Source organism: Paenibacillus marchantiophytorum (genome assembly GCF_014640555.1).
In the GTDB taxonomy this organism is placed as follows: Bacteria; Bacillota; Bacilli; order Paenibacillales; family NBRC-103111; genus Paenibacillus_E; species Paenibacillus_E marchantiophytorum.
In genome coordinates this window covers 74583-86688 of record NZ_BMHE01000018.1, presented here as the reverse complement: position 1 = coordinate 86688, position 12106 = coordinate 74583, and the positions used below count along the sequence as shown (strand labels likewise).

The following is a 12106-nucleotide window of genomic DNA, read 5'->3' as shown; positions in this document are numbered from 1 at the left end:
CTTCTTTACTGTTCATTTCGGGTTCCACTGTGCGGTGTACGCTGATAATTCCTTTAGGAAATCTCCCAGCTGGATCTGGTATTATGTGCACAGAATCATCCCTTTCTTAATAGATAGTATGAAATCCTAGTTCCCCTTCAGCACTAAGTCGCTGTTTCGGACATATTCCATTAGTACAGGGTACCTGCGGTAAAAATCAGCAGCAACTTGTATTGCTTCTTCACGGCTGATCTCTACATCAGATTTGCTCCAGCTTTTGCGTAGCTGCTCGATGTCCGTTTCTAGTTCGGTATCGAAGTCAAAGCCGTATTGAGTGAATAGCTGTTGTGCTTTTTTCTTATTACCATTTTGTTTGTTAGTGATTTGGATAATATTCGACAAGGTTTATTCCTCCTATGGCCGAGTTTTTATGTGTACGCCTTTAATTTCCTCAACTTCAAACCCTCTGGCAAACCATTGAGGTGAAAACTTCTCAGTACATTCAATTTTGGCTCTAGCAGGTTGTTTACCATTACATATATCTTTTGACCGGGTTCAAAGATTTCATTTGTCTCCATATGTATGACTCCTTCACTACTATAAGTTCGATTTTGTATATTTTTATTATCTATTGATGTTATCTGGTAGTCAAGTAACATCTTTAGTGTGTTAAGTAATTGAATTACCTCATTTAAGCTTGTAATGAGGTGATTACGTTGACTGACCTTGTATTAAAACTTGGTGAACGTTTACGGTACATAAGAAAAGAACAAAACCTTAGCCAAGAGCAGCTTGGTGAATTGGCTGGATTACATACAAATTACATTGGACAAGTTGAGCGCGGCGAAAAGAATGTGACTATAGAGAGCCTAGAAAAGATCGCTGCTGGACTCAACGTGTCTATGGAGCAGTTATTCCGTTATATTGATCCTATGGAGCGGGAGGACGAGTTGAGTCAGATTAACGAACTTCTGGCTACCCGCTCCATGCAAGACAAAGCAATGGTATTGAAAATGATAAAGGACGTTTTCGACTGGGAAGCGTCGAAATACAAGTAGCCTCAATCTCGCAGATTGAGGCTGTGTCTTTATATAGAGACATCATCTTGTGGCAAACCGTGGCTATGCTTGTAAGCCATAACCGTCTTTTCTAGCCGCGCATGCAAGAGTTCGGTTTGCAAGTCTTGCTGGATACGGTGGATAGACATAAGCACTTCTTCAACCGTCAAGGTATGTAACGATTGGGCTTGCTGGTACATCAGGTCAAGTATGGTAGCTGTGATCTCATTGCACGTATTGATTTGTTTCACTAGTTGATCTTCTTCAAGGACAAACTGTTCGTGTATTTCAAGTATGTTGGACACTTTCTTCACCTCCCAGAATCCGATGATTTCCGGCTTCTGGGTTCATTTTTTTGCAGAGAGACTTTTTTTTTCAAGTTATTGACGAATAATACATATGGGGGATGCTGAGCCTTCCAAAAAGATCTGCTCTACTTGTATGTTAATTTTGTGAGGGGATGTAAAATGTTGTGGACTATGTCTATTATGTTGATAATCTATCATGGCTGTATTAGTTGTATTATGATAAGGTGATAAATTATAAAATAAAACAGTAGTAGGTTTACTTTTTATATTATAATGTAGTATCATTAAGTTAATTTAAAATTGATATGCTTTGGAGGTGGATTATTAATGCTAGATCAACTAGGTTTGAATGGATCTATGGCTGAATTATTAGTTAGGTCCTTTACAGAGGGGACAGAAGGCGTCATAAATGAAATAAAGCAAGAGCACGGTATGGATACGGGGAACTTCAAGAATGGAGGTTCCTGGGATATACGATTTGACCGTATAAAACAAGCGGCCCTACAGAATGATTTGGTTGTTCTTACTAGAAAAAGGGGGGGCATATGGACTTTTATTTGCGCCTTAGATCTCAATACAGGTAGCCTATATATCTTTTCGAAGGAAAAGAACATAGATACAGTGATAAAAAATTTTGGGAAAAATAAGATACATTACTTTCATGCGTTTGTTTCGCTAAATAGCGGGCCTTTAGAGTTTGACACGCAACAAATGGTTTTGTTTGAAACACTAACAGATGAATATGAGAATAAAAGGCTTATGGAAGCACAAAGAATACTCGGTGAAGAGTATCCTTTAGTTAAGCAGGTAATCTTTGTAATCGCTCAAGAAGTTGATAAAAAAATGATAGGCGTGGAAGCACGGTTATTTAATCGGTATTTTGAATTAATCGATAAAGCTGATTGGTCAATGTATGTTTCTAAGGAAGAATATAGCGATTTAGCTGTTTTAAATGAAGATGTTGTGGAGAGCATAGATATTATACCGAAAGTCAAACCGTCGGTTAAGAAACGGAAGAAACATTTTGATCAAGAAATTGCAACGAAGAAATCGGATGAAAAAGATATTAAAGAGGAAGATAAAGGATAACATTCCTCGATACAAGGGGGAATTTTAATGATACAAAGGCAGTTTAACGGTTCCAGGTTAAGAGAGGGAAGGATTTATCGTGGCCTAACCATTACTGACTTAGCTAATGAATTAGGTGTTAGTAAGCAGATGATATCGAAGTATGAAAATGACAAAGCAGTTCCTACCTTAGATTCACTGTTAGTTATAACAAATATTTTGAAATTCCCTAAAGAGTATTTTTATGAAAATTCCGTTGAAGTTAAAACAGGTAGCACATACTTTCGATCATTGCTGACTACAGGGAAAAAAGAAAGAGAGATGCAATATGATCGAGTTAAGTACTTAACTATTATTCGCGCTTTATTAGAAGAATACGTGGATTTTCCTGAACTTGATGTGCCGGATTTTTCAGATCGGGACATAGAAAATGTGGAAGAAATTTCTATAAAGGTAAGAGATGCTTGGTCTCTTGGTGATAAACCAGTTAAAGACATTATCTACTTACTTGAAACTAAAGGTTTTGTTATTTCTTCATTGATGCTAGGTAATAAGACAATTGACGCATTTGGATCTCAACATGAGATAGGCGGGAAACAGTATTACTCAATTGTCCTAGGAAATGATAAAAAGTCTTTTTACAGACGTCAATTCGATGTGGCCCACGAACTAGGGCATAAGGTTTTGCATGATCCGTACTTGAATATTGATGATTTGAGTAAGGAAGAGTTTAAGCAAATTGAGCAGGAAGCAAATGATTTTGCAGCAGCGTTTCTTCTACCGAAGGAAAGCTTTTTGAGGGATGTATCTATTCATCCAAATGATCTTATGTACTATAAGCTTCTTAAGAAAAAATGGTGTGTATCTATTGGAGCAATGGTTATGCGAGCCTATAAATTAGGGGCCATTAGCGAAGGAACATATCAGTATATGCAACGATCTATAAGTCATAAAGGTTGGAGAACAAAAGAACCTCTGGATGATGTAAAGGATCTGAGGGACCCTGTTTCTATGAAGCAAGCTATAGAATTATTAATTGAAAATGATTATATTTCTGGAGACGGATTTATGCAAAAACTGTCTAAACATTACGGGCTAAGCTTGTTACGGGAAGAAGTCGAAGAGTTACTAGGATTAGAAGAAGGCTACTTAAAGACTGAAATCTCGTACACTGGTAATATTGTGAGTATAAAAGATAAACTTGAATCAAGATCAAGGGATATAACAAGCTAGCTGATCCTAATGAAGAATGCCAGCAGTGGAAATGAACTCTTTAGGGTGTATCTGAATTTATTGAATATGCAGTCTATAAAATATATAATAGAAATAGGGCTAAACACCCTAAACTAAACTACGAGGCAGTCCGTAGGCTAGTGGATCATTTTAAACTGAATGACTCACTTACGAGTCAGGAGAATTGCCCTGAGAATGGGTTATGTAGAACCAAGCCATACTTGGTTAAGCGCTCTCTATGAGTGATGGAGAAGACCGAAAGATCGGTCAATAGGAATATGAAACAATTGGATGGTAATAAAAAGCTAAAAAGCAGTTATTGTAACTGCTGAGTAGGCCATAGGAGATTATGTTCTGCCTAGTCTCGGTACGACACCTCTCGGAGGTCGTATGAGAAAAACCAGGAAGAGCAAAAGCAAGAAGCTTGATGTTGTAGCACCGTTTGTGATTGGGGTACTGATCAACGTAACTGCTGGTCTAGTGCTAATTCTAATTCAGAAGCTGTTGCAATAAGCGAGAAAAGGAGAGGGACTGATCACCCCTCTTCTTTTTTTATGGATAAAGGTACATATACGGACAAAAATCGTTGCCGATACACCAAACGAGGTGAACCGTATCATAAGTAACGGCAACGGTTTTGGCATTAAAGATTAGTCTATATTAAACAGAGACTTGTAAAGGCATATAATTTCCAAAAATTGCGATAAAAACAATTAAAATTTTGATTTTGTGTTATTATTTATAATAGAAACAAGCTTTGGGGTCTATTTTCTATTTAGAAGGAGAAGAGTTGTATTGAGGCCAAAATTAATTGAAATTGATGATCTTCACATAAATGAGGATAATCCCAGAGATGAATCTCAAGAAGATGAAGCAGCGGCAATAAAAATACTATTCAAGAATAAAAATGAAAAAAAACTTTTTAATCTGATGAAATCCATTGCGGAATTTGGTTTTGAAATATCAGAGCGGATAATTGTTATTGAGAGCGGAGTACTAAATAAATATTTAGTAATGGATGGAAACAGACGTGTCACCTGTATAAAATTACTGAACACTCCTGAGCTTTTACCCATTGATATTGAAAATAGAGATCGATTAATAAAACGTATAAAACAAATTAGTAAAGACTGCAATTATAAACCGATTGTAGCTGTCGATTGTGTTATATATGATAATTCTTCGGAAGAATCTTTGATGAAGAGAACAATTCAAAACAAGCATACTGGGGAGAATAACGGCGTTGGACGTCTCTCATGGGATTCTAAGGCTCAATATAGATTTAAGAATGATGATTATAAAAATTATTTAGTTGAATTTTTAGACAATATACTTAAAGTTGAACGTTCTCTTTCAACAATGGAACGTATATTTAGTAGTCCTGATTTGAGAACTCGTTTAGGGGTCATAGTTGATAAAAAGTTGCCTGAAATAAAGTTGGTTAATAGTGATAGCGAAAAAAAGATTTATTATATTCTATATCTTATAAAAACTAAAAAGGTTACTGTAAGTGATGTTTACTACAAAGAAGATAGGGAAAGCTTCTATACTAAGTATTTTATCGAAAATGAGAATTGGAGAAGCTTGTTATCAGAAGATAGCCCAGAAGAAGTAGAGGGACCAATTAAGCCAGAAGATGGTCCAGAAGAAGTAGAAGGACTAATCAAGCCAGAAGATAGCCCAGAAGTAGAAGGACCAATCAAGCCAGAAGATGGCCCAGAAGAAGTAAAAGGACTAGTCAAGTCAGAAGATGGTCCAGAAGAAGTAAAAGGACCAATTAAGCCAGAAGATGGTCCAGAAGAAGTAGAAGGACTAATCAAGCCAGAAGATAGCCCAGAAGAAGTAAAAGGACTAGTCAAGTCAGAAGATGGTCCAGAAGAAGTAAAAGGACCAATTAAGCCAGAAGATGGTCCAGAAGAAGTAGAAGGACTAATCATGCCAGAAGATAGCCCAGAAGTAGAAGGACCAATCAAGCCAGAAGATGGCCTAGAAGAAGTAGAAGGACTAGTCAAGCCAGAAGATGGCCCAGAAGTAGAGGAGCCTGTCTCCAGACAACTTGAGGAAGAAGGCGGCCAGGGAGATCAACTAATTCTGCAATCGACTCCTATATCACAGCCAAATCCGTTAGATAACTTAAAGCAGCATAAGCCTGAAAATATCTCTTACTTGTTTCAGGGTATTGTGTATCATGGAGAACATCCTGGCATTAAGAGGTCCCTCTACGAACTGCATAGATTAAGAGTTTCTACCTTTACTCTAAGTGCAACATATTTGACTCGAACTTTATTAGAATGTACATTACAAGAGTATTTAATGAAAAATCAACTTTTTAATGAGTGGAAGAAGCCGGAAAAGGACCCTTCTATAACTGATTTATTGAATTATTGCGTAAGCAATAGATCATTACAAAATATCAATCAAAATTATCAAAGAACCATAAATGTAGCTTTTGGAAAAAAGGATCATGACGAGTTAAACTCCATTACACATGGCAAGTATAATTTACCGTCGCCTGATATTTTATGGGACATCGAGCGAAGATGGAGGTTATTTGTAAAGAACATGATAGAAAATTTAAATAATCATATTAAGTTAGAAAAAATTTGATTAGGGCAATTACATGTCAGATGCATTGTCTTTTACAGTAAATCCTGTTGCTAGGAAGTAATATGCTTAAGAATTTTCTAGCTGTTTGCTACCATGCAATAAAAGGAGGGACTCAATTGCCAATTACACTTTCCCCACTTCGTTATCCAGGGGGGAAAACACAACTATATAAATTCGTCAGAAATACTATAGAACAGAATAATATTGCACACCCAATTTATGTTGAGCCTTTTGCAGGTGGAGCAGGGTTAGCAGTAGAGTTGCTTTTGAAAGAGAACGTGGAATCAATCATTATAAATGATTTTGATACTGCTATATATAATTTTTGGTATAGTATGCTTCATGACACAGATGTATTTATTGAGTTAGTTGAAAATACTCCGATAGATATTGATGAGTGGGAAAGACAAAAGGGAATCTATAATAACCAGGGAAATCATAGTATCTTGGAAGTGGGCTTTGCCACTTTCTTTTTGAATCGGACAAATCGGTCTGGCATAATAAAGGGAGGGCCTATTAGTAGGGACGACGAAGGTGATTATTCTTTAGATTGCAGGTTCAATAAAGTAGACTTAATAAATAAAGTTAGACGTATTTCAGCTTTGAGAGAGAGAATTAGTCTCTATAACCATGATGCAGTATATTTTATTAATAATATCTTACCTATGCATCCTCCAGAGCAACTTTTTGTCTTCTTTGACCCACCTTATTACAAGCAGGGAAAGAATCTATATACTAATTTTTATAACCATGAAGACCATGAGGAACTATCCCATGCAATTAAAGATATTATTGATAGTAAGTGGATAACTACTTATGATTATAATGAAAATATTGCTGAGATGTATAACGACGTACCGACAAAAATATACCAACTTCAATACTCAGCAAACAGAAAGCGGAAAGAAAAAGAATTTTTGTTTCATAATCCTAATACCATTGTAGCTTCTTTCGATAAGGTCCAATTCAGTGAATAAAACAGGGTGGTCAATATAAATGGCCATCCTGTTTTATTACACATCAAGTGTAGCTTGTCGTTCCACGCCGTAGCAAATCGTGGATTTCCTCCGCCAAGCCTCGATTCCCAGAACTCCTTTTCAAGGGTACCCTAAAGGGGGCCCTGAAATTACGATTCCAGTGAGTGCAGAAAGCTAATCATTACAACCACTCACCAAAGGTTTATTGATTTATGTATTCATCAAACTTCAATTCGATCATATCGATTTTTCTATCCTCTGATACCGTAATGCGCTTAATCACAGTATGTACAAGTTGCTTCCGTTGCTCACTACTCAACTTATAGAACAGTTTTACAAACTCCCCTAAAATACCCTTCACAACCGCCGCGGATACCGTCCCAGTATTGTTCTCGTTTATCTGACTTTCTATTTCTACCTTCCTCTTTTGTAACTGATACTTACCCTTGTCGATATCAGCCAATTTCTCTTTCAAAGACTGACTTGTTAATATGTCATCCTCGAACAACTTGAAGTACTTGTCCTTTTTACGGTCAATATCAACGAGCTCTTTATCCACAAGCTTTAATTCCTCTTTAAGCGGCGTCTTATCCACATTCTACTTGTTATTCATTGACGCACATACATCGTCTACAAGCTGTGGAGCCTCAAGCCGATCATGATACATGGCAGCAGCATTTTGAACGCGTCCTTAACAAGCTATTGAGTAAAGAGCAACGGTCAGAGTGGGAAGAAATACAATTCGGAATCGTTCAAGCTGTGGATACTATGCAGGAACGCACAGAGAGGATGTCCGAGGAGAATAAGCAAGGTTATAAACAGACAATTCTTCGTAAGGATTGGGATTCGTTCTCGCCGTATTATGTATGGACGCAGACAGATTTTCGGTTGTGGTTCGAAGCAAACCAAGCACAGGAAAAATGGAATGACGAATACGTACGTTTTCAAGAAGTTTTCAAGAAAATCGAAGCTGATCCTAAGCTTCAAGATGATCTGATGGAATGGACTGATGCATTGAAGCAGTTCTATGAGTTCCGCTTAACATGCTCGTTGTAATTTTGTAGGCCGAATTGGGAGTCGATTTTACCCTTACTCGCTTTATTTATATAGAACGGGTAAAGGAGTTGGCTTTCGTGGTACGTGAAGATGATCAGAACTATCATACATTTGTGGAGTTGTTAGCGGATATTGTACTGGAACAAATTCAATTGGGAGAGTCACCAACGGTTGAGGAACAAGGTTTCGAGAAGGATTGAACAGAGCGGCGGGGCTTTTTCGGAAACCCCGCCTATCATCTTTTAGGTCAAAAATCGCTTTGTAATCTGTAAACAAGGAGAAATGACTCCCGCAGATTTGAGGGTTTTTTTGGTAGCAACTTGCAGTATCGTCAAAGCTCTAATTGGATTCTTTGGTCTTCTGCTGTTGTAACTTGATTCGGTCGAGTACGTTATTGATCGCATTGATAGTCATTTCAGGATCATCACGCATGAGATAATGCCCAGACTTCTTGTCTATAACTAGAGTAGTGTTGTCGGAAGGCTTTCGATATCTTTTTGCATGTCATTCCAGACCTTCATTGTGTCTGATAGGAATGCCTTCTGCCCTGCACTCAGTACATAAATTGGTATATTACGCAGGGGATCTAATGGTCTGGACGTGCTAGTTATTTGATCGTAGGTACGAAGTAGTATGAAAATCGAGTATGCAAAAGATAGATATAATCAATATGAAGCAATCGACTTTAGTATCTTCTATTAGAAGAGAAGTTGTACCTGAATTCATTGAATATACAGAATATATAGTATATAATGGAAGAAGGGCTAACCCCCTACACTAAACCGCGGGTCTTGTACTTGTGGGCTAGTAGAGCATTAGAGGATAATGACTTACACGAGAGTCGAAGAACTCATGTGTCGAGACATTTCGAAAAAACCAATGCTTTTCTTTGGTTTAATGCACTCTTTAAGAGTGCAGGAGACGTATATGACTACTTAATAATGGTCAGTACGAATATGTAAGAATTTGGTGGAAATAAAAATGAAATGGCTGATGTTTCGCATCTGTCATGAGGAAATTATTAAATTATGTTCTGCCTAGTCTCGGTACGACACCTCATGGAGGTCGTATGAGAAAAACCAGGAAGAACAAACGCAAGAAGCGCAATGTTGTAGCACCGTTTGTGATGGGGGTAATGATCAACGTAACTGCTGGTCTAGTGCTTATCTTAATTCAGAAGCTGCTGCAATAGATGCATGACGAAGAAGAGGGGCTGCAGCCCCTCTTTTTTAATTAAGTTCCATTATTATTTCTTGATTTCCAAACACATTGGGGTGGCTATATTGTCAATATCCGTAGTGGATAAGTTCCTAAACCGATATTCTAGAGAATATGATTATTATAGCAAGTTAGCTTTTCTATGTGCTCAGAAATGTGAAAGCCTGCTAGAGGAAAATGGGATTAGAGCTATTGTCACGAGTAGAGCTAAAAGGCCAGACAGACTAAGAGAAAAGTTAGAAAAAAGAGATCAAGAGCGGCCTTATACGAGGGTAGAAGCAGTCTATGATGACATTGTAGACCTTGCAGGAGTGCGAATTGCAATTTACTTTCCAAAAGACAGGGAGGAAATAGACAAGATTATCAATAATACTTTTTATGTACATAAGAAAAAAGTGTTTCCAGGAAGTACCGTGTCGACATATGAAAAACGTTTCTCTGGATACTGGGCCTATCATTATAGGATAAGCTTAAAAGAAAACTCAACAGAAGCTTTTACACGATATGATGATGGAATAATAGAGATACAGGTTGCCTCAGTTTTAATGCATGCTTGGGCTGAAGTTGAGCATGATCTAGTATATAAGCCGTTAAGTGGAATTCTTTCTGATGAAGAGTATAAAATACTTGATGAATTAAATGGATTAGTACTAACAGGAGAAATAGCCTTAGAACGATTACAAGATGCTGCAAAAAAAAGAGTTGCTGAGAAGGGCAGACCCTTTAATAGTCATTTCGAACTTGCTTCGTTTTTATACGAAGCGATGAAAAACGATGAGAAAAAGGGGAAACAAGACCCTATTCTAGGTAACACGGAACTACTCTATAGCTTTCTTGAAAAAGTAAGCCTTAACGAACCAACTAAACTTGAAGTATATGTACAAAGGCTAGATCCCGATACAGAGAAAAGAAATATAGTGGATCAAATAATCGATTATATTATTACGGGAAATGAAGAAGGATATACAATATTCAATGAGACGAAGAGAGAGTATAATAAAAAATCACAGTCACATATCCTAAGGGAGGATTCACAATCTTTAAACAGAAACTCCGCTTTTGGCCACTTCATGTCTACTTGGGTTGCTCTTGAATATCTAATATCTGAGATTGCTAAAGAGAAAGGTTTAAATGCAAGTCTCCCAGTATATAATTCTAACACCTTAAGAGAAATGAACATAATGAGTAAAAAAACATTATACGAGTTGGATAGCCTCAAACGTCTACGGAACGAAGTAGTACATGGGATAAAGGTTCCTGAAGAGGAAGCCTTATTATCAGCAGCAACCTATATTGAGAACCTTATAAGGCAAATGAGAGATGAATTAGATGAGAGATATAAAAATTTGGTTGATTATGTAGTTGAGAAGTTTAACTTAAACATTGAACTGTAAGGGCCAATTCAAATTGGCCCTTTTTCGTTGCCGAAGCCTCAAACGAGGTGAACCGTACCATAAGTGACGGCTAAAAATTACCTGATGTTATAATAAGTGAGAGTAAATTTGTAAATAATTGGGACAGGTCGCCTCTTCAACGTTACCACATAATTGCTCGTCAATTTGGTGGAGAAGATATCCCGGATAATTTATTTCTGATGTGTAAAAGCTGTCACGACCGGGCTCCGAATCCAAAATCTCGTGAGGCGTTTTTGGATTGGGTAGAAAGGCAAGATTACACAGTCTTAGTTCAAGAAGATATCATGAGAGAGTTGAGAAATTTTTAACTCTCAGACCGAATTGATGATGTAAATGAGATGCTTGCAGATAAAGAGTTGATGAAACGCTTTTTTAGTAATTCAGGTTTACATATGAATCAAGCTAAAGGCGGCTCGGAGATTACCCTTTCAAGTATATTTGTTCAGATAGTTGAGGAATTAAAAAGACGTAAGTAAGACGCATAGCCCTACACGCTCCACCAAGCCAAAACAAAGGACAACGTCCAACACAGCGGTCACGAATGATCTTCCATTGTCTCTCTTGCTACTTGCTGCGTATAGGCTTCACCCAGGCCAATGGATTCGTAATACTCCCGCGGCACAGTTTTCACAAGCTCAATCACAGCATCTTGGAGTAGCAAGAAGAGGATTAAGAGCACATAAATAAGTAGAATGGGCCATCTAATTTGATGGCCCATTCTGCGTTTAAAAGTACACTTATGAAGCTAAATTTTGCCCTATTTTTGATTCGGAGAAAATAACAAAAGAGTTAACTGAGAGATATTACGAGACACTTATCATACTGTTGTAGTCTCAGAATTAAAAACTAAGTGCAGTACTGAGGTTGATATTACTTGTCAATTTCAATAATCCCGTTCTTGTGTTCAAATTCAGCGATGTGTTGCTCGATGAGATACTCAATTTGCATGGCAATGGAGCGTTTGTTTTTATCCGCAATCATTTTGATTTTCTCGAAATTTTCTTCTTCTAATCGTAAGGTAAAGACCCGTTTATTTGTGGCCATAATAATCAATACCCCTTCAAAGTGATGTCAATATTATACCAATATGAATAGGGCGGATATACGTTCACATTGACATCTAAGTGATTTCACCTTACTATATTAATAATTGAAAATTCACTTTGATGTCACTTTTTTGAGGGGAA

General features: G+C 37.3%; 15 protein-coding genes. 11 read left to right on the top strand and 4 right to left on the bottom strand.

The window, feature by feature from the left end; genetic code table 11:
• Window positions 1–126: 126 nt before the first annotated feature.
• Window positions 127–381, bottom strand: coding sequence for a hypothetical protein (locus IEY34_RS18015; RefSeq protein ID WP_189013668.1), 255 nt, complete (start codon window positions 379–381; stop codon window positions 127–129).
• A 314-nt stretch (window positions 382–695) separates the two neighbouring features.
• On the opposite strand from IEY34_RS18015, the gene IEY34_RS18010 reads away from it, so the two are divergent.
• Complete coding sequence (locus tag IEY34_RS18010) at window positions 696–1037, top strand: helix-turn-helix domain-containing protein (protein WP_189013666.1); 342 nt, start codon at window positions 696–698, stop codon at window positions 1035–1037.
• Window positions 1038–1066: 29 nt separating this feature from the next.
• Here the strand turns inward: IEY34_RS18010 and IEY34_RS18005 are convergent, their stop codons facing one another.
• Window positions 1067–1342, bottom strand: coding sequence for a hypothetical protein (locus IEY34_RS18005; RefSeq protein WP_189013664.1), 276 nt, complete (start codon window positions 1340–1342; stop codon window positions 1067–1069).
• Between the two features lie 330 nt (window positions 1343–1672).
• Between IEY34_RS18005 and IEY34_RS18000 the strand changes: the two genes are divergently transcribed.
• The 5 genes from IEY34_RS18000 (at window position 1673) to IEY34_RS17985 (ending at window position 7230) form a co-directional block, all read left to right on the top strand.
• Complete coding sequence (locus IEY34_RS18000; protein ID WP_189013661.1) at window positions 1673–2434, top strand: DUF5986 family protein; 762 nt, start codon at window positions 1673–1675, stop codon at window positions 2432–2434.
• A 27-nt stretch (window positions 2435–2461) separates the two neighbouring features.
• Window positions 2462–3646: a helix-turn-helix domain-containing protein gene (locus tag IEY34_RS17995; RefSeq protein WP_189013659.1), complete on the top strand. Its 1185-nt coding sequence runs from the start codon at window positions 2462–2464 to the stop codon at window positions 3644–3646.
• Between the two features lie 390 nt (window positions 3647–4036).
• Window positions 4037–4159 carry a hypothetical protein gene (locus IEY34_RS37325; protein WP_268240141.1) on the top strand — a complete coding sequence of 41 codons (123 nt, stop codon included), beginning with the start codon at window positions 4037–4039 and terminating at the stop codon, window positions 4157–4159.
• A 282-nt stretch (window positions 4160–4441) separates the two neighbouring features.
• The gene (locus tag IEY34_RS17990) at window positions 4442–6253 is read left to right on the top strand and encodes an ICP22 family protein (protein WP_189013657.1); all 1812 of its coding nucleotides are present in this window, start codon (window positions 4442–4444) and stop codon (window positions 6251–6253) included.
• Between the two features lie 116 nt (window positions 6254–6369).
• Window positions 6370–7230: a DNA adenine methylase gene (locus IEY34_RS17985; protein ID WP_189013655.1), complete on the top strand. Its 861-nt coding sequence runs from the start codon at window positions 6370–6372 to the stop codon at window positions 7228–7230.
• A gap of 202 nt (window positions 7231–7432) precedes the next feature.
• On the opposite strand, the gene IEY34_RS17980 is transcribed toward IEY34_RS17985, so the two are convergent.
• Window positions 7433–7789 carry a hypothetical protein gene (locus IEY34_RS17980; protein ID WP_189013653.1) on the bottom strand — a complete coding sequence of 119 codons (357 nt, stop codon included), beginning with the start codon at window positions 7787–7789 and terminating at the stop codon, window positions 7433–7435.
• A 230-nt stretch (window positions 7790–8019) separates the two neighbouring features.
• Here IEY34_RS17980 and IEY34_RS36460 point away from each other — a divergent pair, with 230 nt between their 5' ends.
• The 5 genes from IEY34_RS36460 (at window position 8020) to IEY34_RS37875 (ending at window position 11227) form a co-directional block, all read left to right on the top strand.
• A complete protein-coding gene (locus IEY34_RS36460) occupies window positions 8020–8286 on the top strand; it encodes a hypothetical protein (protein ID WP_194455257.1) in 267 nt (88 codons plus the stop codon).
• A 77-nt stretch (window positions 8287–8363) separates the two neighbouring features.
• Window positions 8364–8486 (top strand): hypothetical protein, encoded by a 123-nt coding sequence (locus IEY34_RS37320; RefSeq protein WP_268240140.1) that lies wholly within the window; start codon window positions 8364–8366, stop codon window positions 8484–8486.
• An 869-nt stretch (window positions 8487–9355) separates the two neighbouring features.
• Complete coding sequence (locus IEY34_RS37315; protein WP_268240139.1) at window positions 9356–9478, top strand: hypothetical protein; 123 nt, start codon at window positions 9356–9358, stop codon at window positions 9476–9478.
• 91 nt (window positions 9479–9569) lie between these two features.
• A complete protein-coding gene (locus IEY34_RS17970) occupies window positions 9570–10898 on the top strand; it encodes a GTP pyrophosphokinase (RefSeq protein WP_189013649.1) in 1329 nt (442 codons plus the stop codon).
• A gap of 89 nt (window positions 10899–10987) precedes the next feature.
• On the top strand, window positions 10988–11227 hold the full coding sequence (locus IEY34_RS37875; RefSeq protein WP_189013757.1) for an HNH endonuclease: 240 nt from the start codon (window positions 10988–10990) through the stop codon (window positions 11225–11227).
• 562 nt (window positions 11228–11789) lie between these two features.
• Here the strand turns inward: IEY34_RS37875 and IEY34_RS17960 are convergent.
• Window positions 11790–11963 carry an Arc family DNA-binding protein gene (locus IEY34_RS17960; protein ID WP_189013647.1) on the bottom strand — a complete coding sequence of 58 codons (174 nt, stop codon included), beginning with the start codon at window positions 11961–11963 and terminating at the stop codon, window positions 11790–11792.
• Window positions 11964–12106: the final 143 nt, after the last annotated feature.